The organism is Sphingopyxis sp. EU05-FHT14B03 (genome assembly GCF_058790875.1).
The window spans coordinates 692,160-714,901 of the sequence record NZ_JBYTDC010000002.1 but is presented as its reverse complement, the minus strand read 5'-3'; the positions used below and the strand labels follow the sequence as shown (position 1 = coordinate 714,901).

Genomic DNA, 22,742 nt, shown 5'->3' with positions numbered 1-22,742 from the left:
CATGGCCTTTTTGAAATACGACGACGCCATCTATGTCGGCGGCGAATGGCATAAGACCGACCAGCGCGAGGCGGTGATCAACCCCGCCGACGAAAGCCTGCTCATCGAGGCGCCGGTCGGCAGCGCGGCGCAGGTCGATGCCGCGATCGGCGCGGCGCGTGTGGCGTTCGACCAGGGCGACTGGGCCTATATGCCGGTTGCCCAGCGGCAGGCCATCCTGACGCGCTTCCTCGACGCGCTCGACGCGCGCAAAGCGGCGATCGTCGACATGATCGTCGCCGAGGCCGGCGCGACGCGGATGCTCGCCGAGTTTCTGCAATATGGCATTCCGATGAAACATGCGCGGCGGACGATCGAAGTCGCCGCGCGACCCGCTGTCTCGTCGCTGCCGGTCGAACTGACCCCCAACGCGCAGGGCCGCACGACGCTGGGCACCGGGGTGGTCAGCCGCGAGCCGGTCGGCGTCGTCGCCGCCATCTCGCCGTATAATTTCCCCTTCTTCCTCAACATCGGCAAGGTCATCCCGGCGCTCGCGGTCGGCTGTACCGTTGTGCTCAAGCCCTCGCCCTACACCCCGATGGAAGCGTTGATCCTCGGCGAGATCGCCGACGAGGTCGGACTGCCCAAGGGTGTGCTGAGCATCGTCACCGGCGATATCGAGACCGGAAAATTGCTGACCACCGACCCGCGCGTCGACCTCGTCCACTTCACCGGATCGGACAAGGTCGGGGCGATGATCCAGGCGCAGGCGGCGCCGACGCTGAAACGTATCGTGATGGAGCTTGGCGGCAAGTCGGCGCTGATCGTGCGTGCCGACGCCGATGTCGCGAAGGCCGCGGCGGCGGGGATCATGGGGTTCACGACGCATGGCGGCCAAGGCTGCGCACTGACCACCCGCCACATCGTCCACAACAGCATCCGCCCGCAGTTCGTCGCGGCGATGCAGGCGATGCTCAGGCATCTCAAGATCGGCAATCCGGTTGATCCGAGCGTCAATTACGGCCCGCTGATCCGCGAAGTCGCGCGCAAACGCACTGAGGATTATGTCGCGATCGCACAGGATGAAGGCGCGACGCTGGTCGCGGGCGGCAAGCGGCCCGAGGGGCTCGACAAGGGCTATTATTACGAGCCGACTTTGTTCGACAATGTGAAGAACGACAGCCGTCTCGCGCAGGAAGAGGTGTTCGGGCCGATCGGCGCGGTGATCGGATATGACGATGACGACGACGCGATCGCGATGGCCAACCACAGCGATTTCGGGCTGTCGGGCGCGATCTACTCGGCCGATGCGGGACAGGCGTATCGCATGGCGCTGAAGCTGCGTACCGGCGGGGTCGGGATCAACGGCGGTGCCGGGACGATGCAGTCCGACGCGCCGTTCGGCGGCATCAAGCGCTCGGGCTACGGCCGCGAATATGGCGAAGAGGGCCTGAACGAATTCACCTACCAGAAGGTCATCGGCTTCCACGCCGAATAAGGGGACGAGCCATGACCAAAGTGATGTCCGGCATTCGCGTCCTCGAGGTCGCGCAATTCACCTTCGTTCCGGCGGCGGGCGGGGTGATGACCGACTGGGGCGCCGATGTGATCAAGATCGAGCATCCGGTACGCGGCGACGCGCAGCGCGGCATCCAGATGCTGCAGCGGCTCGCGGTCAATCCGCAGCGATCGTCGCTGATGCAGCACCCCAATCGCGGCAAGCGCAGCGTCGGGATCGATATCTCGACCGAGGAAGGCCGCGAACTGCTCTATGAGATCGCGAAGACCTCCGACGTCTTCCTGACCAACTACCTGCCCTCGGCTCGGCAAAAGCTGGGGATCGATATCGAGCATATCCGCGCCGCGAACCCCGACATCATCTATGTCCGCGGCAGCGCGTTCGGCGACAAGGGGCCCGAGCGCGACAAGGGCGGCTTCGACAGTACGGCCTATTGGGCACGCGGCGGGTCGGCGGTGCTGGTGACGCCGAAAGAACTCGACGGGCCGCTGACCCAGCCGGGGCCGGCCTATGGCGACACGATCGGCGGCATGAACATCGCGGGCGGCATCGCCGCGGCCTTGTTCCACCGCGAGCGCACCGGCGAGGCGACCGAGGTCGATGTGTCCTTGCTGTCATCGGGGATATGGGCGACCGCCTGTTCGGTCGACGTCGCGATGGAATTGGGCAAGGACCCGTTCGAGAATCTGATGCCCGGCGGCGGGCAGTCGGTCGGCACCAACCCCTTCATGGGGGTGTTCAAGACGGCGGACGGCAAGTTCATCAATCTCACCGTGCTGTCGCCCGGACCTTATATCGAGGATGTGTTCGGCCATCTCGGCATCCCCGAAGCGGCGCAGGACGAGCGTTTCTCGACCGCCGAGACGATCATGGCGAATGCGGCGGAGGCCTATCCGCTGGTCAAGGCGGCGATCGCGGCGCAGCCTTACGCCTATTGGATCCAGCATCTCAAGACGATGCGCGGGCAATGGGCCGCCTATCAGTCGGTCCATGATGTCGCGAGCGACGAGCAGGTGCTGGCGAACGACCTGATCTTCGAGGTCGAAAGCGCCGACGGCGGCGCGCCGATCCGGCTGGTCGCGAACCCGGTGCAGTTCAACCACGCGGGCGTCGAAAACACGCGGGCGCCCGAGGCGTCGGAGCATACCGAATTGTTCCTGATGGAACTCGGGCTCGAATGGGACCGGATCGAGGACCTGAAAAACAAGAAGGCGATCGCCTGACCGGCGGGCGCGGCATGGCCTCCCCTCCCCTTCGCGTCGGCATCATCAGCGCCGCCTGGGGCGCCAAGGCGCACCTCCCGGCTTGGCGCAACCTCGACGGCATCGAGGTGACCGCGATCTGCACCTCGCGGCCCGAGACGGCGGCGAAGGCGGCGGCGGATTATGGCGTGGCGCGGGCGTTCCACGATTTCCGCGAGATGGCCGCCGACCCAGACATCGACATCGTCGATTGCGGCACCCGCCCGCCGCTGCGTTACGATATGGTGATGGCCGCGCTCGGCGCGGGCAAGCATGTCTATAATGGCATTCCCTTCGCCAAGGATCTCGCCGATGCGCGCGCGATGACCGATGCCTGGCGAGCGGCCGGGACGGTCGCGGTCGTCGATGCCTTCATGCAGGCGGTGCCGGCGATGGTGCAGATGAAGGCGATGGTCGAGGCCGGCTGGCTCGGCGAGGTCTTCGGTGCCGATATCGCGTTCGAGGTGCCGTTGTTCAGCGCGGCGCAGACCAATGTTCCCGCCTATGTCTGGTTCGCCGATCGCGCGAACGGTGCGAGCGCGGGGCGCAATCTGGGCAGCCATATGCTGCATCTGCTGGTGCATTTTTTCGGGCCGGTGGCGTCGGTGACGTCCGATATGTCGCTAGCGTTAAAAGAGTGGCCGCTGGAGGGCGAAGTCATCCGCCCCGAAGTGCCCGACCGCGCCTCGCTGCTGCTGCGCCACGCATCGGGGTTGCCAACGCGGCTGGAGGCGAACTGGTGCAAGATCGGCGGCGACGGGTTCCGCTTTTCGGTCTGGGGATCGAAGGGGCGGATCGAAGCGCGCGCGCCGGTGTTTCCGATGGCGCATGATACGCGGTTGTTCGGAACGCGCGATGCGGCGCTGGGGAGTGCGGCGATGGAAGCGATTGCGATCGCGCCGGAGTATCTGGCGGTGCCGGGATGCCGTGCGGTCGCCGATCGGCCCGAAACCGGACTGCTCGCGCTGGCGTCGATCTTTGCGAAGATGCGCGATGCGATCGGCGGCGCGGGAGCGGCGGCGCCCGACTTTGCGCAGGCGCTGCATGTGCAGGAGGTGGTCGAGGCGGCAGCACTGGCGAGCGACAAGCGGCGCTGGGTCGATATTTCCCCTCCCTGAAAGGGAGGGGTTAGGGGTGGGTGCGAGCGAAGCGAGCCTCGGCGCTATCCCGCATACCCACCCCTAGCTGCGACTAGCCAGCAAGCTGGCAAGTCTCGCTACCCCTCCCTTTCAGGGAGGGGTAAAGTCTAGTCGCGCCGCAGCAGCATCGAGCCGGCGATGAAGCCGCCGCCCATGCCGCACGCCGCAACCTTGGCGTCGGTGACCTGACGTCCGTCGGCCTGCCCCCATAATTGCAGACAGGCCTCGTGCAGCAACCCGAAGCCGTGCAGCCGTCCGCCCGACAATTGTCCGCCGCCGGTATTGACCGGGAAGCGTCCGCCGGGGCCGATATGGCCCTCGGCGATGAAATCCTTCGCTTCGCCATGGCCGCAGAAGCCGAGCGCTTCGAGCCAATAGGGCACGAAGATGCTGAAGCCGTCGTAGAGCGCGAGCATATCGACATCGGCGGGTTTCAGGTCGGTGCGTTTCCACATGTCGGCGGCGCTGTCGTGCGCGCCCATCGTCGTCAGGTCGGTCCGCTGGTCCCAGGTTTCCTGCGAACCCAGCGCGGCGCCCATCGCCTCGATCGTCAACGGTGCGCGCGCGCAATCCTTGGCGGCGTCGGCGGCCGAGACGATCACCACGCAGGCGCCGTCGATCGGCACGTCGCAGTCGAACAGGCCGAGCGGCGACGAGATCATCCGGGCGCCGAGATACTCGTCCATCGTCAGCGGCGTGCGCATGACGGCGGAGGGGTTTTGCTGCGCGAAGGCGCGTTGGCCCGTCGCGACAAGACCGAGATGCTCGCGGGTCATGCCGAATTCATGGAAATAGCGCTGCGCCATCCAGCCGGCCCAGTTCGACGCCGACATCGCATTGGCAGGGACGAGGTAGCTGTACCAGCCGCCGAGCCGGGCGCGGCCGGCGCCGGGGATGCTGGCGCGCCGAGTCGCGGTCTGCGAACTGCTTTCGGTGAGCGCGCGGAAACAGAGAACGTGCCGCGCCTGCCCCGTCGCGACCGCCATCGCCGCCACTTGAATGGGCGCCATCTGTGACGGACCGTCGGGGACGGCGCTGTGCCAGCGGGTCTTGAGGCCGAGCGCGTTGCGGACTTCTCCGGTGCCGAGCGGCGACATGCCCGGCGAATTGTCGGCCTTGCCCGGATAGGTCGAGATGCCGTCGATATCGTCCTTGGTGAGGCCCGCACAGTCGAGCGCGCGTTTGACCGCCTCGGCGAGATGGAGGATCGCAGGGCGGTTCGTCTTGCGGCCGATGTCGGACATGCCGACGCCGGTGATGGCGGCGTTCAGGGTCATTGCGCGGGCTCCCACTGGGGGAACCAGACATCGTCGACGTTGGCAAAGGTCACGCGCACGGCCTGCCCTATCCTGACGGTTTCTGGGTCGGTGTTCACCACCTCGGCGGTGACGCGAACGCCCGGGGCGCCGTCGAGATCGACCACCGCGAGCGCGAAAGGCACCGGCATATCGGGCATCCATGGCTGGTGGTTCACGGTGTAGGTATAGACGGTACCGGTGCCGGGAACCGTTTTGAATTCAACCGCTTCGCTCCAGCACTTCGGGCAGACGAGTTGCGGCGGATGGATCGCATGATCGCAATCGCCGCAAAAGGCGATGATGAGTTCGCCTTGCGCGCCGCCGGTCCAGAAGGCGGTGTTCTCGGGGGTGAGTTCGGGGAGTGGTCGCATCGATTTTCCTGCAAAACGATCTTGGAAGTTCAAACCTGGAGCGTGGCACCGCCGCTGACGCGGAGCGTTTCGCCGGTGACGAAGCTTGCGCCCGGCGACACGAGCCACAGCATCGCCTCGACGATGTCGCGCTCCTCGCCTTCGCGTTGGATGATCTGCATCGCCATCACCTGGTCGACCACCGGCTGAGGCAGTTCGGCGCGGATGGTGTCGGTGAAGATCAGTCCCGGCGCGATCGCGTTGACCCGGATGCCCTCGGGCGCGAGTTCGTTCGCGAAGGAGACGGTCAGGCCGCGCACCGCGAGCTTCGAGACGCCATAGGCCTTTTGCGCGCCATAGGCCGCCATCGAGGCGATGTTGACGATCGATGCGCCCTCGCGCCCGGTCATGAAGGGCCGCGCGCCGAGCGTGCAATAGACGACGCCCCAGACATTGACCTCGAACATTTGCCGCGTGCGTGCGGTACCGAGTTTACCGATGAATTCATTCGCTTCGGCCGAATGGATGCCGGCATTGTTGATCAAGATATCGATGCCGCCATGACGATCGGCGATGTCGGCCATCGCGGCGTGAACCCCCTCCTCGTCCGCGACATCGACCATGATAGCCTCGGCGCCATGGCCAATTTCGGCGGCCGCCGCCTTTGCCGCAGCTTCGTCGAGATCGAGTTGCACCACCTGGGCGCCGCGCTCCGCGAGCGCCATGCCGAACGCCTTGCCAAAGCCGCGCCCGCCGCCGGTGATGACGGCGACCTTGCCCGTCAGATCATGCACGGTCACGGCCTTCTCCGCCTGCGGCAGCCGCCGTCTTTGGCAGCAGCAATGCGACCAGCACGGCGGCGGTGCACAGCGCGGCGATGACGATGACGGTGATGTCGTAGGCGAAGGGCGACGGATAGCTTTCCTTGCCACGGCGAGCGATGTCGACGGCCAGCAGCGTGGTCACCATCTGCGCCCCGATGCCCATGAAGAGCTGGCGGATGACGGTGATCAGGCCCGAAATCTCGCTGATCCGTTCGGGCGGCGAGGCCTGGGCGATGATCGTCGGGGCGACCGAAAAGAGCATGGTGGTGCCGAAGCTGATGACGATGAGCTGGACGACGACCTTCCCGAAGCTGTCGACATCCATGACGAACCAGAGCAGCCAGCCGGAGACCGTCACGATCCCGCCCGCGATCAGCGCAAAACGTCCACCACCGCGCGCCGCGAGCCAGCCGCCGAGTGGCCCGGCGAAGACCGAGCTGAGGTTCGACGGCAGCTTGGCGACGCCCGCGAGCGTCGCGGTGAAACCAAGGCCGGCGATCGTCCAGAGCGGCGCCTGCATCAGCAGCGAGAAGAAGACGGTGATCTGGAGTGTGCTCATCGCGACGAGCGCGGTCACCGCGCTGCCGACCGCGATGGTGCGGTCCGAAAAGCTGCGCACCGCGATCAACGGGTTCGGGCTGGCGAGGCTGGCGCGCAACCACCAGAGGGTGAGCAAGATCCCCGCGCCGAGCGCCGCGAGCGGCAGCGGGGCGGCCCAACCCCAGTCCTTGCCCATGGTGAAATAGACGAGGACAAGCGCGACACCGGGCGCGAAGGCGAGGCCCGAGAGCCAGTCGACGGGTTGGCTCGCGGCTTGGCGCGGCGAGCGTGGCAAGAGGCCGGCGATCGCGACCGCGGAGACGGTGCAGAGGCCCGCGCTGGCGAAGAAGACGCCGTGCCAGCTGAAATTGTCGACGATCACGCCGCCGACGACGAGCCCCGCCGCGGTGCCGATCGAGGCGCCCGAGATCATCAGCCCGATCGCCATCGGCGCGCGGTCCTTGCCGGCATTTTCGTGGACGAGACCGATGCACAAAGGCAGGATCGCGCCGGTGACGCCCTGCATCAGGCGCCCCGCAAGGAGCACCGGGAAATTGGTCGACAGCGCGCTGATCAGCGAGCCGACCGCGCCGATGACCAGCACCACGACGAGCACCTGCCGCCGCCCGAACAGGTCGCCGAGACGCCCGACGATCGCGGCGATCGCCGCGCCGACGATCAGATAGCCGGTGATCAGCCAGCCGACCATCGCGGGGTTGCCGAAATCCTCGATCAGCTTCTTGAGCGCGGCGAGGATCATCGCGGTCTCGAACGAGCCCGTGACCTCGGCGACCCAGAGCGCGCCGATGATGAGCGGAAGATTGCGGCGCGGTGTCACCCTAGCCCGCGATCGCCTTGGCGCCCTCGGGCACCCCGACCTGCGCGGCGCGGACCTCGATCAGGTCGACGCCGATGTCGGCGGGCAGGCCGATCACCGACAGCAACGCCTTGGCCATCGATTCGGGGGTCGCCCCCTCGCCCGTCATCGACGCATGGCCGGTTTCGACGATCTTTTTGTAAAAGGCGGCGACGGTTTCCTGTGACCAGCTCTTGCCGCCCGAGCCGCCCTTGACCGACCCCGAGCGCAGCACGGTGACGCGAATGTCGTCGCTGCGCAGTTCGTCGCGCAGGCCGTGGCAGAGGGTTTCGACCGCCGCCTTGGTTGCGGCGTAAAGCGCCAGCATCGGGAACGGCATGTTCACCGACTCGCTGCTGATCGCGATCACCTGACCCTTGGTGGCGCGCAGATGCGGGATCGCGGCGCGGATCAGCCAGGAAACGCCAAGGATGTTGATGTCGATATGATTGCGGATTATCTCGTCGCTGCCCGCCTCGAAGGCGAAGGGGTGGAAGATGGCGGCATTGGCGACGACGACGTCGATGCGCCCGAAATGGGTGGCCGCCTGCGCGACGGCGGCGTTCACCGCCTCCGACGAGGCGACATCGCAGGCGATCGGCAGCACCGCATCGCCGAACTCGGCGGCGAGGGTCTCGAACTCCTCCGACGGACGTGCGAGGCACGCGACCTTCACGCCCGCCGCGACAAGCGCGGCGACGAAATGCCGTCCCATTCCTTTTGACGCGCCGGTTACGACGGCGACCTTGCCGTTCAGCCCTTCCATCCCGAATCCCCTGATTTTTGGTCTTTTCGTTTCATTTTTGACGATACGTCAATTTTTTGCCATATCGCAACCCCGCTGTTAGGATGGCGGCAAGATTTCGGGGCAGGATCACCCATTTGACGCAGACACAGGCTATTACGACGGCACCGACCCCGCCCGAGCGCAAGCTCGGCGCAAAGGGGCAGCGGACACGGCAACAACTGATCGACGCGACGGTCGACCTGCTCGAAACGCATGGATTGCGCGACGTGTCGGTGGTCGACGTCGCGCGCGCAGCGCAGACGTCGCCCGCGACCTTCTATGTCTATTTCAAAGGGGTGCCCGAGGTGGTGCTGGCGGCGCTCGAGCATGCGAGCCAGACCTCGCCCGCGCTCGAAGCGGTGGTCGCGCGCGACTGGCTGGCCCCAGGTGCCGAGGAGGACGCGGCGGCGTTTGTCGAGGAATATACCGGCATCTGGAATCGCAACCGAACGATCTTCGTCGTGCGCAACCTGGCGGCCGAGGAGGGCGATGCGCGTTTCTATGAGGCGCGGATGACGCAGGCGCGTCCGATGATGGATGCGATCAGCCAGCAGGTCGCGCGCGCGCAGGCCGCAGGACGGACACCCGCGCACCTGTCGCCGCGGTCGTGCGCGGGCACGGTGCTGATGATCCTCGAGCGCCTGTCGGCGATCGGGCCGATGAGCAGCCATTCGGACGGTGTCGGCTATGCCGATCTGAAAGCGGCGGCGGCGCATAGCATCGCGATGATGCTGGGCGCGCGGGGATGAGAGATATTTCCCCTTCCGCTTGCGGGAGGGGCAGCGAGACTTGCGAGCTTGCTCGCTAGTCGCTGCGGGGAGGGTTGGCGAGGTCACAGGCCCTCCCCTAACCCCTCCCGCAAGCGGGAGGGGAACATTAGCCCGCCGCTTCCGCGATCATCTTCTGGATGTCGAGTACGCCGGTCGCCAAACCACCCGCGAGGCCCGCGTCGACGGGCAAACACACGCCGCTGATGAAGCTCGCGGCGTCGCTGTTGAGCAGGATCAGCGGCAGCGCCTGTTCCTCGGCGGTCGAATAGCGTCCCTTGGCCTTGGCGAAGGCGCCGAGCACCGCGTCGCCAGCCACTTTGCGGAATTCACCGAGCATCGGGGTGTCGATCGGGCTGGGCATGGTGCAGTTGATGCGGATGTCGCGACCGATCAGGTCGGGGGCGCGGACCTGCGTCCAGGTGTTGATCGCTTCCTTGGCGAGGCTGTAGGGGTCGCCCACTTCCTCGGCACGGTCGAGATACCATTGACGCGCCTCGGCAAAATCCTCGATCGCGATGAATTCGCGCAGCAACGGCTGGCGCGTCAGCCATTTCATGCCGCCGAGCGACGAGACCGAGACGATCGCGGCGCCGGGGTTGAGGTGCGGAATCCATCCCTCGGTCCAGGCGCGGATGCCGAGGAAGTTGACGGTGACGACATCCTCACCGGGGAAGGTCTGCGGCAGGCCCGAGACGTTGAAGACGGCGTCGATCTTGCCGCCGATCTTGTCGATACCCGCCGCGATGGCATCGGGGTTCTTGAGGTCGACTTCGGTAAAGCTCGCGAGATTGACCGGCGAGGGTTTGATGTCGGCGCCATGCACTTCGGCGCCGAGGTCGACGAGCGCGCGCGCGGCGGCTTCGCCGGTGCCCGAGAAGCAGCCCATCACGACGACGCGCTTGCCCTTATATCCCAAAATGTCGCTAGCCATGTCCCAAACCTTTCCTGATTGTGTCGGATCGCCGCTATGCGAGCGCGGCAAATTTCGTGTTCGCGAGGCCGCCCATCGCGTCGGCCATCAGCGCCGCTTCGCGCACCTCGTGCGCGTTGCAGAGGATGATCGCGGGGGCGGTGGCGATCGTGTCCGCCGCCACGGCGGTGCGAAAGGCCGTCCAGGCGGCGCGATAGTCTTCGAATTCGGCGCCGAGTGTGGCTTCGATTTCCTGCTTCTCGGCCGCGTGAAAACCCGGCTCGAAGCGCTCGATCGCGCGCCACCATTTGATCAGGCGCGCCATGCCCTTGGCCTTCACCGCCGCCTGCTGGTCGGCGAGGCGCGGGACGATGGTGTCACGAATATCGTCGAGCGCGATGGCGAAGCTGCGGTCGTGCGATCCCGGCGGCGCGTCGGGCATTGTGACGGACGGCAGCGCAATGCCCGCGGCTTCTGCCAAGGCGTTCGAGAGGACGCGGCGGTGGATCGTCGAATAGACGAGGTTCATGCCGAGATTGGGCGGCGGCGGCGCGTCGGGATCGTCGTAGCGCGAGCGGCGTGCGAAGCTGGTCTGGAACAGCAGCCGCCAATAGCGGAGGCGCGGCAGGTCGACTTTGTGGCCGCCTGCGGCCTCATAGGCGGCGAAGGCCTGCGGGAGCGGCACGAAGCCCTGAAACAACATGCGCAGCGCCAGCATCGCGAGGTCGGCCATCGGGTCGCCATAATGGACGAGTTCCCAGTCGAGCAGCGCGGTGACGCGGTCCTCTTCATAGAGGAAATTGCCGGGGCCGGCGTCGCCGTGGACGATCACCGGCGCGGGCATGTCGGCGGGGATATTCGCCTCGAGCCAGTTCAGCGACAGGTGGATCAGCGGGTCCCAGCCCTTGCCGCCGTTACCCGCGCGCAGTTCGGCGATGCGGCGGCGGATGAAGACCTCGGCGGGTTCGACCGGGCCCATGCCGTCGATCGGGTGCGCGGTGACGTCGATGCGGTGGAGCGCGGCGAGCTGCGCCATGAAGTCCTGCGCCAGCGTGTCGCGCTGCGCGGTATCGGCGATCGCGCCGAAGCGGTCCTTGCCCGGGATCATGCCGCAGACCAGCGCGCGCTGATCGGGGACCGAGGCGTAATAGGGCGCGACGCGGACGCCGGCATCGGCAAGCGGACCCGAGAGGGCGCGGAGCACCGCGGCTTCGCGCAGAAAGGCGGCGTCGTCCCCTGCCCCGGCCTTGTGGACGTCGTAGTTCATATAAGCGCTGGCGGTGCGGCGGTCGGGCCATTGAAGATCGAGTTCGGCGCCCTCGCGCGAGGCGCCGCCGCCGCCGCGTGGGCGAACCGCGACAACGCGCGCGCCGCTGGCGGACTCGACCGCCGACGCGAGGCCCGGCGGGAGGAGGTCGTGCGGGGTCATCCGACGATCTTCGCTTCGCGGAACGCAGCGATCTCTTCGTCAGAATAGCCGATTTCGCGCAGGATTTCGTCGCTATGCTCGCCGACCGCGGGGCAGCAGCGTTTGAAGACGACGGGGATTTCGCCGAAGTTCCAGAAGGCGCCGGGCTGTTCGACGATGCCGTAGAGCGGTTGCGGCAGCACCGAGACGAGATTCAGTTCGCGATTGCGCGGATCGTCGAAGAAGCGGTGCATCGCATTTTCGAAATTGACCGCGTCGGCGGGGACGCCTGCGGCTTCGAGTGCGGCGAGCAGGTCGGCGGCGTCGCGGGCTTTCGCGGCCACTGCGAAATCGTCGCCGAGCAGATCGCGCATCGCGGCCTGCTGGTCGGGCTTGAGCGCGGCGACCGCGACCCATCCGCCATCGGCGCATTCGTAGATGCGATGGTAAGGCGAAAAGCCGGTCTGGTCGCTGGTCAGGTGATAGGTTTCGGTGAGGTCGCCGTCGGCGCCGATCAACCGTTCGCCCTGCGTGAAAGCCGCGAGGCCGAGCAGCGAGGTCTGGGTCGTATAGCCACGCCCCGTGGTGCGTTTCGCATAGAGCGAGGCCATGAGTTCGACGAGACAGCTTTGCGCGGTCGAGACGTCCATCGTGCCGGGGCGGTTGAAGATGGGTTTGTTGCCTTCGCCGCCATTTTCGAATTCCCAGCCGGCGATCGCGTTGAAGATCGAGTCATAGCCGGGCCAGTTGCCGCGCGCGCCGCGTTGGCCATAAGCGCTGGCATAGTTGAATCCGACGTCGGGATTATAGTTGCGGATACCCTGTTCGCTGAGGCCGAGCTTCGCCGCGCCCTTGAAACGCATATTGTGGTGGACGAGTTCGGCCCACTGGATCAGCCGTTCGAGGATCGGCTGGGCTTCGGGCTTGGTGAGGTCGAGCGCGAGGCTGCGCTTGCTGCGCGCCGCGGCCTGATAATAGCGGTGCATGAAGCGGATGCGATCGCCGGTCAGCGCCTCGACCTTGATGATATTGGCGCCCATGTCGCCCATCATCGACGGCCCCATCGGCCCGGCGAGGAACATGCCGAGGTCGAGCACGCGGACGCCTTCGAGGACTTCGGCGGGGGCAGAGCTGAATGCGGGCGCAGGTTTGGCGGTCCATATCGTGTCGCCACCTTCGCCGAGGCGCGGCGCCGGGCGGCCCTGCGGCAGGTCGGCGTCGGTGTGGAACGGGACGTTGGGCTGGCGAGTCCGACCGAGATCGGGATCGTCGACTTCGACGACATAGCCGTTTGCTTCAACGTCGTCGTGGCGAAGCATCTCGCCCATCGGAAAGGCCGGTTCGGCGGCGATGTCGGCGGCGCGAAGGTCGGCGAGCCAGTTGTCGAGCGGGCGGAGCTTGAAGGCGGCGGCTTGACCGGCCTCGGTTTCGAGATCGACGTCGGTCTCGGCCATGACGTCCCACATCGTCGGCACGGTGGCGTAATCGAACTGGCGGGTCGGATCCATGATCTGGAGCCAGTCGCCGCCCTGGCATTGGAACAGCTGCTGCGAAATCGGGCGGGCGCCGGGTGGATAGGTGACCGGGTTCGGCATCGGCCCCTCGCTGTTGCGCGCCCAAACGAGGGGAAGCGTCGCGAGGAAGCCCTGAAAGATCGAGGTGTGCGCGGGGCCGCCCTGCCCCGTCTGCAATCGCATGACGAGCCGCGCGAGCAGGCCGGCGGCGGCGAGATGCGCGGCCGACCAACTGCCTTGCCGGTAACGGTAGACGATCGGGCCGGGACGGTAGCCGTCATTCTCATACATCGCGCCGACGCGTGCGGCGACGAGCAGTTCGTCGTCGCTGCGTTCGACGTCGGGATGGTTCGCGGGCGAGCCGGTAATCGCGGTGACGACGAGATGCGAATGGCGCGCGGCGAGGCTGGCGTCGTCGAGGCCGAGCGCTTTCGCGCGCGACGGGGTGAACTGGTGCAGGAGCGCGTCGGCGCAGGTAAGGCGCTCATTCAGTGCGACCAAGCCTTCAGGCGTATCGAGGTCGAGCACGAGGCTCTTCTTGCCGCGGTTCCAGTTGGCGAAGGGCGCGGTGCCACGCGCGGGGTCGCCGCCGGGGCGTTCGGCCTTGAGGACATCGGCGCCCAGTTCGGACAGCATCAGCCCGGCGACCTGGACCGCCATGCCTTCGCCGATCTCGACGATGCGAAGGTCGCCGAGCATCGCTTACGCTTTCTTGAAGTTGGGGAGGACCCAGTCGTCCTGGATCGGGGTCCAGTCGACGGTCACCTTCATCCCGATATGGACGTCCTCGGCATCGCAGCCCGACACATTGGCGTTGAGGCGAGTGCCCGGCGCGCCGTCGAGGTCGACGACGACGGGGACATAGACATAATCCTCGCCATTCTTCGGATTCTTGTTGCAGATCGCAAAACTGAACACCGTCGCGGTGCCGGGCAGCGCCGGCCAGTTCTTCGCGCGGCTGCCGCATTCGGGGCAGATCGCGGTCGGCGGCATGCGGAAATGGCCGCAGTCGCCGCACTGGCACGCGGTGAGCTTATGCTCTTTCGCCGCCTGCCAGAAGGGTTCGGTATCGGGATTGGTGGTGATGCGGATCTGGTCGCCGGGGAGCGCACGGGCGGGGCCATAGGTCATGAGGGTCAGTCCTTGCGCAGGATGAGGCTGGAGACGGGGAGCGACGCCGGGCCGCCCGAAACGAGCGCGAATTCGGCATCCTTGACCTGGTTGATCGCGGTGCCGCGCACCTGTTCGACGCCCTCGACGATGTGGGTCATGCCGATGATATAGGCTTCGTTGAGGTTGCCGCCGTGGGTGTTCACGGGCACGCCGCCATTGACGCCCTTGCCGGTCGCGGGATCGTAGCGCAGCTTGCCCGACAGGACATAATCATTGCCCTCGCCTTTCTCGCAAAAGCCATAATCCTCGAGCTGCATCAGCACCATCGGGCTGAAATGATCGTAGATCAGCGCGACGTCCATGTCCTTCGCCGAAAGGCCCGACTGCGCCCAGACGCGGTCGGCGGTGAATTTGTGGCCCGAGCTGGCGAAATGCGGGTCGGGCATGCCCATCCATGCGAACGCCCTGCCCCATTCGCGCTGGCCGCCATGCGCGGCGGCGTGGACCACCGCGGGCTTGTGGCGACAGTCCTTGGCACGGTCCATCGTCGTCGTGATCACCGCGACCGCGCCGTCGGTTTCGAGGCAGAAGTCGAGCCGGCGCAGCGGATCGGCGAGCATCACCGAGGCGTCATATTGCTCCTTGGTCAGCGGTTCCTTGCGCACCGCCTTCGGCCGGTTGTGCGTGTTGGCGCGAGTCGCCATCACGACCTCGCCGAACGCGTCCTGCGTCGTGCCGTAAAGATGCATGTGGCGACGCGCGAGGACAGACATCAGATGCCCGGGGCCGACGAGGCCCGAGGGCTGGAGGAAGCTGTTTTCGGGATTGGGCGCCGCCGAGCCGAAGACGACGCCGAGCCGATGCTGCGGCAATTGCTGCAGCGCCATCAGCGTGACGGTGTAGGTGCAATCCTCGTTCATCAGCCCCGCGGTCGCGAGGCCGATCGCGCCGGGGCAGCCGCCGCCGCCGCTGGTCAGCGTCGCCGACCAGCTGATGTGCGGCATGCCGAGCGTTTCCATCAGGCTGGCGGTGTCGAACTTGTCGAGATACCCCGCGCCCGCGGTCGAATAATAAGAGAAGCCGTCGATCTGCTTGTGGCTGATCCCCGCGTCGGCGCAGGCGTTCATGATCGCCTCGGCCGCCATGTCGTTGATCGTGCGCGGCCAGCTTTTGCCGCGGACATAATAGTCGGTCGCCCCGACCCCGACGATCGCGCACTTGTCCTGATTCACCCAGGCCATGCTTCTCTCCCGATTCTCTGGGACGCGATTCGATTTGGCAGAGCCAAATCGGCGTCCCAGATTCCCTTATCCAACGCCTTTTCCGAGCCGCCGGGCGATTCCGCCCGGCTAGAAAAGGCTCTAGTTATCTAACTAGGTTGGATATGATGCCTAGGCCATATTGTCCAGCCGTCAAGCGAAATGGAGTTTGCGATACTTGCCGCGGAAATAGAGCAAGGGGTCACGACGCGGTTCGAAAATGGCCTTGAGCACGCGCCCGACAAGGAGAAAATGGTCGCCGCCGTCGTGCACCGCGTCCCGCGAACATTCGAAGCTGCTGAGCGACCCGGTGAGCACCGGGGTGCCATATTCACCAACTTCCCATGGGGTGACGCCGAAGCGATCCTCGCCCTTGCCCGCGAAGCGATTCGAGGTCGGCTGCTGGCCGATCTGGAGCACATTGACCGCGAAGCGTTCGGCGTCGCGAAGATAGGGCGCACTGCCGGCATTGTTGGCGATGCAGACGAGCAGCAACGGCGGGTCGAGCGAGACCGAGGTGAAGCTGTTCGCGGTCAGCCCGATCGGGGTGCCGTCGGGGCACATCGCGGTGACGACGGTGACCCCGGTCGCGAAACAACCGAGCGCGTCACGGAAGGTGCGCGCATCGCTGCCGGCGCGAAATTCGGGCGAACCGCGCGGGGCGCGGCGTTCGAGGAAATCGATGAGATAGCCGCCGAGCGCGTCGGCGCGGTCGTCGGTGACGACGAGCGCGCTATTCTCGACCTCGACGAGTTCGCCATCGGGAAGCTGGGCGACGAAAGCGGCGGCATCGCCCTTTGAGACCAGCTCGCTGATCGCGCCGCGCACATAGAGCGTCGGCAGCGCGATCTTGGCGGCGACGCCGTCGAGCCGGTCGGCCATCGCCGAGGTGTCGAGCGTGTCGAACAGGCGGACGTCCCATTGCGCCTGCCCCGGCGCGAGCGTGGCGGCTTCGCGGAGACGATCGCCGACGCGCTGCGCGAGGACGGGATCGACGTGGACCGGCGAGTCGACGAGGACGAGGCCCGAAGCGAGCACCGCCGCATCGCGTTCGAGCGCGGCGCTAGCAATCCAGCCGCCGAGCGTCGAGGCCACGACGACGGGGCGCGTGCCCATTTGTGCGAGCACGGCGCGCAGATCCTCCACCAGCGCCTCGAAATCATAGCGCGCATCCTCGGGCCATTCACTGCCGCCATGACCGCGCAGATCGAGGCTGATGACGCGGCGCCCGGCCTGTTCGAGCGCGCCCGCGACCCCCGACCATACCGCGCGCGTTTGCCCGGCGCCGTGGAGCAGCAGCACCGCCGGGTCGTTTTCGGCGCCGATCACCTCGGCCTCGAGCCGAACACCTGCAAAGCCGCGATACTCAACGATGCTCATGCCTGATCCTTCTTTGCCGCTCCGGTCAGGTGCAGCCATGCGTCGAACTGGTCCGACCGGCGCCGCATCATCAGCCGGGCGATATCGGCATCACCGTCGATGATCGCCGTACACAGGCTGCGCTGCATGGCGCGCGTGCGTTCGCGCCGGTCAGGATCGGCGTAGAGGTCGCTGCCGCGTTCGTCGAGGCCAAAGCTGTAGCCGATTTCGAGGATCAGCTCGACGACCGGATTGCCGCTCATGCCCGAGATCAGACGCGCCATTTCGACCTCGGCCGCGATCAGTTCGCGCGGTGTATCGCGCGCGTCGATCGTGCCGACGAAGGTCTGCAACGCTTCGACATCGGCAGCACTGCGGAGCCGCGCGGCGGCGACGGCAGCCTCTTCGGACACTGGACGGGTGACCTGGATGACATGGCCGAGATGCGCGCCCTTCATGCGCAGGAACCGCGCGAGCGAGTGAATCGCGTCGCGCGCGTCGGGGCGCTCGGCATAATAGCCGCCCTGCGCGCCGCGGCGGATGCTGATCAGGCGGTCGCGCTCGACCAGCTTCGCGGCCTGGCGGAGCGTCGGGCGGCTGACCCCGAAACGCGCGAGCAGATCGTCCTCGGCGCCGAGGTGCGTGCCCGGATCGGCGGCAAGGCTGAGATTTGCAAGGTCGCGCGCGGTACGGCTGGCGAGGGTTTCGCTGGGGCGGCGGAGTTCGGAGCTTGTTGCCATAACAGATATCTATTTATTCGCCCTTTGCCGCAATGTCTACCACAAGAGCCGCTTGACTTATATAACTAGGTATCTTTTAATGTCGCAAAGACCGATAGCGAGTCGACAGGAGACTGTGATGAAACCCTTTGTGTTCAGCGCCGACAGCCACATCATGGAACCGGCCGATATCTTCCTCGACGGCCTGCCCGCCGCGCTCAAGGATCATGCGATCCATGCACGGATGGAGGGCGAATATCTGGTCACCGGGACCAAGGACAAGATCATCTATCGCCTGCGCGTCGGGCAGCATCGCGAAAAGCAGCTCGGCGATGCGCAGCGCAAGGGCATAAGGGAAATTCCGGGACGGCTCGAGGATATGGAGATGGAGGGGATCGACAGCGAAATCTGTTTCCCCTCGCTCGGCCTGTGGCTCTATTGCCTCGACAATCCCGAAGCCGAAGCGGCGTCGGCGCGGCTGTACAATGATTGGAACGACAGCTTTCTCGGTGGCCATCCGAACCGCTTCGTACGGTGCGGCATGTTGCCGGTGCTCGATTTTTCGAACACGCTGGCTGAACTCGACTATCTGGCGTCGAAAGGTTTTACCGCGGCGATGCTGCCCGCGGTGACGCCGCCGGGACTGCCCAAATATAACAGCGACGCGTGGGACCCGATCTTTGCCAAGGGGGCAGCGCTCGGCATCGTGTTCGTGATGCACACGGGCACGGGCCTCGAAAGCGTGATCGTCGAGCGCGGTCCCGGCGCGGGAATCATCAACTACACCAACCAGATGAACGATGCGCAGCACAGCGCGATGTATCTGGTGTCGGGCGGGGTGCTCGACCGCAATCCGGGCGCCAAGGTCGCGTTTATCGAGAGCGGCGCGAGTTGGCTCGTCGCGCTGGCCGAGCGGATGGACGAGGTGTCGGTGGCGCATGCGAATTTCGTGTTTCCGAAGCTGACGCGCTCGCCGAGCCAGATCGTCGACGACCAGATCTGGGCGAGCTTTCAGCACGATCGCGCGTGCATCGCATCGGCGTCGGCGGGATTGCCGGGGGCGAAAAATGTCATGTGGGGGTCGGACTATCCGCACGCCGAAGGCACCTTCCCGATCAGCCGCCGGATCATCGACGAACTGTTCGAGGGCATGGAGGTCAGCGACGAGGTGCGGCGGAACATCCTGGGGCTGAACGCGGCGCGTCTGTTCGGGTTGGAGCCGCAGGTGGCGACGAGCGAGCGGGTCGCGGCCTGACGGGCATCGCCCAATTCACTTCGTCATTGCGAGCGGAGCGAAGCAATCCAGGGCGGGTTTAGGCCAGCTCTGGATTGCTTCGCTCCGCTCGCAATGACGAGGCTTTAGAAGCTTACTCCGCCAGCGGCTTCGCGGTCCGCCCCGCCATGATCGCGGCAATTCCCCCAACCAGCAGACATCCCGACAGGATCGCCAGCGACGGTTGCAGCGACAGCTCGCCATAGCCCGGCGTGAAGGCCTTGCTGAGATAGCCGGCGACGGTACCGCCCAGCCCGACGCCGGCCAGCCCGATGAACATGTTGATCGTCGCCGACATCATCGCGCGCATCTGGACCGGAACCTGCGCGAAGCAGAGCGCGATGATCGGACCGAGGTGGAGCGTCATCATGAACTTCACGACGACGAAACAGGCGAGCGCGACATAGGCGTTGCCCGCGAGCGCGAAGCCGACGCCGAAGGGGAAGCTGACCAGCAGGCCGATCCCGGCGAACCAGCCATTGAAGCGCGGGTCCGCCTTGCCATAACGATCGCTGACCCATCCTGCGACGAGATTGCCGATCACCAGCCCCGCCGCCATCGCGCCGCCGAGCCAGAAGCCGGTCTCGGTCTTGTCCATGCCATGGACGCGCTGGAAGAAGGAGGCGCCCCACAGGATGAAGGCGAAGCCCGTGAGCGGGACCATGCAGAGCAGCAGCCCGACCCAGCGCAGCGAGGTGCTGGCGGCCATGGTGCGGAGGACCTCGCCAAGGCTGGTCTGCGGCGGCGCGACGGGCTGAACGACGCCGCGGCGACGCGGCTCGGCGGCGAGCAGATAGACGAGCAGCCCGACGCCGATGCCGGGCAGGCCGACGATCAGGAAGACGGTGCGCCAGTCATACCATTGCGACAGCCAGCCGGCGAGCGCGAGGCCGCCCGACAGGCCGATGGCGTTGGCGGCGAGCATCACCGAGATGATCGTCGTGCGGCGGTCCTTGGGGAAGATGTCGGTGAGCAGCGACATGCCCGCAGGTCCGGCCCCCGCCTCGGCCGCGGCAAGGCCGATGCGCGCGAGCAGCATCTGGACAAAGCTGTTCGCGAAGGCCGAGAGCGCGGTCGCGGCGCTCCAGATCGAGACGCACACCGCGATGACGAGGCGGCGGTCGCCGCGGTCGGCGTAGCGCGCGATCGGGAAGGCGGCGATCGCGTAGAAGGCGGCGAAAGCGATGCCGGTAAGCAGCCCGAGCTGGCCGTCATCGAGGCCGAGCTCGACCTTGATGTCGTCCTGGAACAACGTGAAAACCTGGCGATCGACGTAACTGAGGATCGCGACGATGATGAGCAGGGTCAGCGTGAGGCCGCGGCGGTTGCTGGTTTCCGAAGACATATTCTTCCTTTCGCGGGGGGACGAAGGTCTAAAAATCCCGGGCAAAAAAAGAGGGAGGTCCGGCAAGCCGTCCCTCCCCCAATGCTCCTAGGAGCGCCCTGTGGTCCTTAGAATTTGAAAGTCCCCGTCACGCCGTAGCTGCGCGGTTCGTTGTACGAGGTGCCGATGTAGATGTTGCTCAGCAAAAGCGTGTATTGCTGTTCCTGATCGCCCGTCAGGTTCTTGCCCCACAGCGCCAGCTCGAAGTTCTTCTCCGGCCCGAAGCTCACCGCGACGCGCGCATTGAGGATGCCGAGCGAGCCCGACTGCGCAACCGCCGCGACCTGATCGGCCTGAGCCTGCGTCAGTGCAAGGCCGCCGGGTCCGGTCGAGGTGAACATGTTCGTCGGAATGTCGATCTGCGGCATCTTGCCCTGCCAGGCATAGACGATGTTGGCATCGAGACCGACGCCGCCGAGATCCTGCTTGAAGTTGGCGCCGACCGAGAATTGCTTCTTGACGATGCCGACGAGCAGATAATCCTTTTTGTCGACCGTCACGATCGTCTGGTTCGGCGGGCTGCCGGCCAGCGCCTTGCCCTCGTAGCGCGTATATTTGGGATCGGTCAGCGCGCCGTTGGCGAAGATGGTGAAGCCGTCGACGACCTCGAACGAGGTGTCGATCTCGACGCCCCAGGTTTCGGTGTCGGCATTTTCAATCACCGTCTGGCTGATGCCGTTCGGTGCGAGAACGGGACTGCGCTGCGCGCCCTTCACGACGTTGTGATAACCCGCGACGTTAAACTTGCCGCGGCCGTCCATGAAGGTGAGCTTGGCGCCGAGTTCCTGTTCGTAGACCAGTTCGGGTTCGGCCGGGATCGAGTCCGCGAGCGTCACCGTGCGCAGTTGCATCGCCCCCGAGCGATAGCCCTTGCTGTGCTTGGCATAGAGCAGGATATCGTCGCTGACATCATAATCGACGCCGGCGGTATAGGACAGGTTCGAGAAGGTCTTCTGTCGCGAACGCAGGCAGGGCAGCGCCACCGTCGAGGGCGTGCAGCGCACGAATTCGTCGGTGTTGTCGACGACGTCGCCCGTCTGGGTGGTCACGCGCTTGTCGTCGATCGAATAGCGCAGGCCGCCGGTAACGCGGAAGCGATCGGTCAGCTTGTAGTTGAGCTGGCCGTACAGCCCGAAGCTGTCGTTATCGAGCGCGCCGGAGAAGTTCGACCAGCTCGTGCGGCCGACATATTGCGCCGGAACCGTCGGACCGGCCGTGAACTTCCCGTTGAACAGGTTCGAGCGCGACTGATCGAAGCCGGTTTCGCGGAAATAGGTTAGGCCGGTCGCGAAGTTCAGCCGATCGTCCAAGCCCGTTCCGGTGAGCTGCAGTTCGGACGAATATTGCTTCAGGTCCTGCGTGCCGCCGGTAAAGTGACCGGCGAAGCTCGACCCGTCGAGATCGACGAGATTCTCGCTCTGGATACCACGATAGCCGTTGATCCAGCGCACCTGGCCGAAGCTCGTGTCGAGAATGAACTTCGCCGAGAAGGTCTGGGTCTTGGTCTTGTTGAAGATGCCGCGCGGGTCGGCGCCGATGACCGCCGAGGGCGGCGTGATCGACACCAGGTTCGGGTTGCCGCCGAACTGTGCGCGGTCGGTCGCGGCGATGCCGTCGACGATCGGCTTGGCGGGGCCGAAGGCGGCCGGTGCGTTGAAAAAGAGGTTCTGGCGGGCCGGGCCGTCGATGTCGGTATCATACCATTCGCCCGACAGGATCACCTCGAACGTGTCGGTCGGCTTCCAGCCGAGCTTGAGGCGACCGTTGATCGTCTCGCGGCCTTCATATTTCTTGCCGGTGTCGACATCGGTCTTGTAGCCGTCGCGCTTCTGATAATAGATCGCGCCGCGGATCGCGAACTCGTCCGACAGGCCAAGGTTGACGACGGCCTGGCCGGTGCGTTCGTCGAAACGGCCATAGGTCGCGCTGACCTTGCCCGAAACTTCGCCGTAGCGCGGATTGGCGGTCTGGATCAGCACCGCGCCGGCCGAGGTGTTGCGGCCGAACAGCGTACCCTGCGGACCCTTGAGCACCTGGACGCTTTCGACGTCGACGAGTTCGGTGTTCAGGCCATAGGCGCGCGCGATATAGAGTTCGTCGAGATAGGTGCCGACCGACGGTTCGAGCGTCGCGATATTGTCGACCTGGATCTGGCCACGCATCGACAGCGTCAGCGCGGTCGGGTTGTTGCCGGCGCCGCGAATGTTGAAGCCGGGGGTGAAGGTCGCGATTTCGTCGACCTTGTTGATGCCCTGTTCGGTCAGCTTCTCACCGCTGAATGCGGTGATCGCGATCGGCGTATCCTGAATGTTGGCATCCTGCTTGGTGATGCCGATGACGACGATGGCATCATCGTCATATTGCGTCTCTTCGGCGGCAGGCTGGGTGGTGGCCTGGGCAAAGGCCGGGGTCGACGACAGGGCAATGGCCGCCAGCGATACCGCGGCGAGCATTCGGGCCGAATCGCGCTTCTGCTTGAAAATCATGGTCAACATCCTCC

At 65.8% G+C, this 22,742-nt stretch carries 19 protein-coding genes; 5 read left to right on the top strand and 14 right to left on the bottom strand.

Annotated elements, in window-relative coordinates; translation table 11 throughout:
* Position 1: 1 nt before the first annotated feature.
* Genes AC3WS4_RS12550 through AC3WS4_RS12540 form a run of 3 tightly spaced genes read left to right on the top strand, consistent with a single transcriptional unit; the run spans position 2 to position 3,857 of the window.
* Positions 2-1,477 (top strand): aldehyde dehydrogenase family protein, encoded by a 1,476-nt coding sequence (locus AC3WS4_RS12550; RefSeq protein ID WP_492738253.1) that lies wholly within the window; start codon positions 2-4, stop codon positions 1,475-1,477.
* A gap of 11 nt (positions 1,478-1,488) precedes the next feature.
* Positions 1,489-2,721, top strand: coding sequence for a CaiB/BaiF CoA transferase family protein (locus tag AC3WS4_RS12545; RefSeq protein ID WP_492738255.1), 1,233 nt, complete (start codon positions 1,489-1,491; stop codon positions 2,719-2,721).
* 14 nt (positions 2,722-2,735) lie between these two features.
* A complete protein-coding gene (locus AC3WS4_RS12540; RefSeq protein ID WP_492738257.1) occupies positions 2,736-3,857 on the top strand; it encodes a Gfo/Idh/MocA family protein in 1,122 nt (373 codons plus the stop codon).
* Positions 3,858-3,985: 128 nt separating this feature from the next.
* Here AC3WS4_RS12540 and AC3WS4_RS12535 read toward each other — a convergent pair whose 3' ends face one another.
* The 5 genes from AC3WS4_RS12535 to AC3WS4_RS12515 are packed head-to-tail and all read right to left on the bottom strand — an operon-like array spanning position 3,986 to position 8,512.
* Complete coding sequence (locus tag AC3WS4_RS12535; protein WP_492738259.1) at positions 3,986-5,155, bottom strand: thiolase family protein; 1,170 nt, start codon at positions 5,153-5,155, stop codon at positions 3,986-3,988.
* Positions 5,152-5,547, bottom strand: a complete 396-nt coding sequence (locus AC3WS4_RS12530) for a Zn-ribbon domain-containing OB-fold protein (RefSeq protein WP_187139932.1) — start codon at positions 5,545-5,547, stop codon at positions 5,152-5,154. The genes AC3WS4_RS12535 and AC3WS4_RS12530 overlap by 4 nt, the downstream gene beginning before the upstream one ends.
* A gap of 29 nt (positions 5,548-5,576) precedes the next feature.
* Positions 5,577-6,326, bottom strand: a complete 750-nt coding sequence (locus AC3WS4_RS12525) for an SDR family NAD(P)-dependent oxidoreductase (protein ID WP_492738261.1) — start codon at positions 6,324-6,326, stop codon at positions 5,577-5,579.
* Positions 6,313-7,728, bottom strand: a complete 1,416-nt coding sequence (locus tag AC3WS4_RS12520; RefSeq protein WP_492738263.1) for an MFS transporter — start codon at positions 7,726-7,728, stop codon at positions 6,313-6,315. Before AC3WS4_RS12520 ends, AC3WS4_RS12525 begins: the two co-directional genes overlap by 14 nt.
* A gap of 1 nt (position 7,729) precedes the next feature.
* The gene (locus AC3WS4_RS12515) at positions 7,730-8,512 is read right to left on the bottom strand and encodes an SDR family oxidoreductase (protein WP_492738265.1); all 783 of its coding nucleotides are present in this window, start codon (positions 8,510-8,512) and stop codon (positions 7,730-7,732) included.
* Positions 8,513-8,628: 116 nt separating this feature from the next.
* On the opposite strand from AC3WS4_RS12515, the gene AC3WS4_RS12510 reads away from it, so the two are divergent.
* Positions 8,629-9,282 (top strand): TetR family transcriptional regulator, encoded by a 654-nt coding sequence (locus AC3WS4_RS12510; protein ID WP_492738267.1) that lies wholly within the window; start codon positions 8,629-8,631, stop codon positions 9,280-9,282.
* Between the two features lie 127 nt (positions 9,283-9,409).
* Here the strand turns inward: AC3WS4_RS12510 and AC3WS4_RS12505 are convergent, their stop codons facing one another.
* From AC3WS4_RS12505 to AC3WS4_RS12475, 7 genes are all read right to left on the bottom strand, one after another.
* On the bottom strand, positions 9,410-10,234 hold the full coding sequence (locus tag AC3WS4_RS12505) for a coniferyl-alcohol dehydrogenase (protein WP_492738269.1): 825 nt from the start codon (positions 10,232-10,234) through the stop codon (positions 9,410-9,412).
* Between the two features lie 34 nt (positions 10,235-10,268).
* Positions 10,269-11,642, bottom strand: coding sequence for a phosphotransferase family protein (locus AC3WS4_RS12500; RefSeq protein WP_492738271.1), 1,374 nt, complete (start codon positions 11,640-11,642; stop codon positions 10,269-10,271).
* Complete coding sequence (locus AC3WS4_RS12495; protein WP_492738273.1) at positions 11,639-13,834, bottom strand: CoA transferase; 2,196 nt, start codon at positions 13,832-13,834, stop codon at positions 11,639-11,641. Before AC3WS4_RS12495 ends, AC3WS4_RS12500 begins: the two co-directional genes overlap by 4 nt.
* Before the next feature lie 3 nt (positions 13,835-13,837).
* Positions 13,838-14,266, bottom strand: coding sequence for a Zn-ribbon domain-containing OB-fold protein (locus AC3WS4_RS12490; RefSeq protein WP_492738275.1), 429 nt, complete (start codon positions 14,264-14,266; stop codon positions 13,838-13,840).
* A 5-nt stretch (positions 14,267-14,271) separates the two neighbouring features.
* The gene (locus AC3WS4_RS12485) at positions 14,272-15,489 is read right to left on the bottom strand and encodes a thiolase C-terminal domain-containing protein (RefSeq protein WP_492738277.1); all 1,218 of its coding nucleotides are present in this window, start codon (positions 15,487-15,489) and stop codon (positions 14,272-14,274) included.
* Between the two features lie 171 nt (positions 15,490-15,660).
* The gene (locus tag AC3WS4_RS12480; protein ID WP_492738279.1) at positions 15,661-16,887 is read right to left on the bottom strand and encodes an alpha/beta fold hydrolase; all 1,227 of its coding nucleotides are present in this window, start codon (positions 16,885-16,887) and stop codon (positions 15,661-15,663) included.
* On the bottom strand, positions 16,884-17,606 hold the full coding sequence (locus AC3WS4_RS12475) for a FadR/GntR family transcriptional regulator (RefSeq protein WP_492738281.1): 723 nt from the start codon (positions 17,604-17,606) through the stop codon (positions 16,884-16,886). Before AC3WS4_RS12475 ends, AC3WS4_RS12480 begins: the two co-directional genes overlap by 4 nt.
* A 118-nt stretch (positions 17,607-17,724) precedes the next feature.
* Between AC3WS4_RS12475 and AC3WS4_RS12470 the strand changes: the two genes are divergently transcribed.
* Positions 17,725-18,840: an amidohydrolase family protein gene (locus tag AC3WS4_RS12470; RefSeq protein WP_492738282.1), complete on the top strand. Its 1,116-nt coding sequence runs from the start codon at positions 17,725-17,727 to the stop codon at positions 18,838-18,840.
* A gap of 112 nt (positions 18,841-18,952) precedes the next feature.
* Here AC3WS4_RS12470 and AC3WS4_RS12465 read toward each other — a convergent pair whose 3' ends face one another.
* A complete protein-coding gene (locus AC3WS4_RS12465; protein WP_492738284.1) occupies positions 18,953-20,203 on the bottom strand; it encodes an MFS transporter in 1,251 nt (416 codons plus the stop codon).
* A gap of 107 nt (positions 20,204-20,310) precedes the next feature.
* Positions 20,311-22,728, bottom strand: a complete 2,418-nt coding sequence (locus AC3WS4_RS12460; RefSeq protein WP_162248576.1) for a TonB-dependent receptor — start codon at positions 22,726-22,728, stop codon at positions 20,311-20,313.
* Between the last annotated feature and the right edge of the window lie 14 nt (positions 22,729-22,742).

Bases quoted from the DNA above. Each gene is read 5' to 3' on its own strand.
- AC3WS4_RS12530 (WP_187139932.1), bottom strand. From the start codon at position 5,547: ATGCGACCACTCCCCGAACTCACCCCCGAGAACACCGCCTTCTGGACC.
- AC3WS4_RS12505 (WP_492738269.1), bottom strand. From the start codon at position 10,234: ATGGCTAGCGACATTTTGGGATATAAGGGCAAGCGCGTCGTCGTGATG.
- AC3WS4_RS12495 (WP_492738273.1), bottom strand. From the start codon at position 13,834: ATGCTCGGCGACCTTCGCATCGTCGAGATCGGCGAAGGCATGGCGGTC.
- AC3WS4_RS12515 (WP_492738265.1), bottom strand. From the start codon at position 8,512: ATGGAAGGGCTGAACGGCAAGGTCGCCGTCGTAACCGGCGCGTCAAAA.
- AC3WS4_RS12500 (WP_492738271.1), bottom strand. From the start codon at position 11,642: ATGACCCCGCACGACCTCCTCCCGCCGGGCCTCGCGTCGGCGGTCGAG.
- AC3WS4_RS12465 (WP_492738284.1), bottom strand. From the start codon at position 20,203: ATGTCTTCGGAAACCAGCAACCGCCGCGGCCTCACGCTGACCCTGCTC.
- AC3WS4_RS12535 (WP_492738259.1), bottom strand. From the start codon at position 5,155: ATGACCCTGAACGCCGCCATCACCGGCGTCGGCATGTCCGACATCGGC.
- AC3WS4_RS12545 (WP_492738255.1), top strand. From the start codon at position 1,489: ATGACCAAAGTGATGTCCGGCATTCGCGTCCTCGAGGTCGCGCAATTC.
- AC3WS4_RS12470 (WP_492738282.1), top strand. From the start codon at position 17,725: ATGAAACCCTTTGTGTTCAGCGCCGACAGCCACATCATGGAACCGGCC.
- AC3WS4_RS12485 (WP_492738277.1), bottom strand. From the start codon at position 15,489: ATGGCCTGGGTGAATCAGGACAAGTGCGCGATCGTCGGGGTCGGGGCG.
- AC3WS4_RS12540 (WP_492738257.1), top strand. From the start codon at position 2,736: ATGGCCTCCCCTCCCCTTCGCGTCGGCATCATCAGCGCCGCCTGGGGC.
- AC3WS4_RS12550 (WP_492738253.1), top strand. From the start codon at position 2: ATGGCCTTTTTGAAATACGACGACGCCATCTATGTCGGCGGCGAATGG.
- AC3WS4_RS12490 (WP_492738275.1), bottom strand. From the start codon at position 14,266: ATGACCTATGGCCCCGCCCGTGCGCTCCCCGGCGACCAGATCCGCATC.
- AC3WS4_RS12475 (WP_492738281.1), bottom strand. From the start codon at position 17,606: ATGGCAACAAGCTCCGAACTCCGCCGCCCCAGCGAAACCCTCGCCAGC.
- AC3WS4_RS12480 (WP_492738279.1), bottom strand. From the start codon at position 16,887: ATGAGCATCGTTGAGTATCGCGGCTTTGCAGGTGTTCGGCTCGAGGCC.
- AC3WS4_RS12460 (WP_162248576.1), bottom strand. From the start codon at position 22,728: ATGATTTTCAAGCAGAAGCGCGATTCGGCCCGAATGCTCGCCGCGGTA.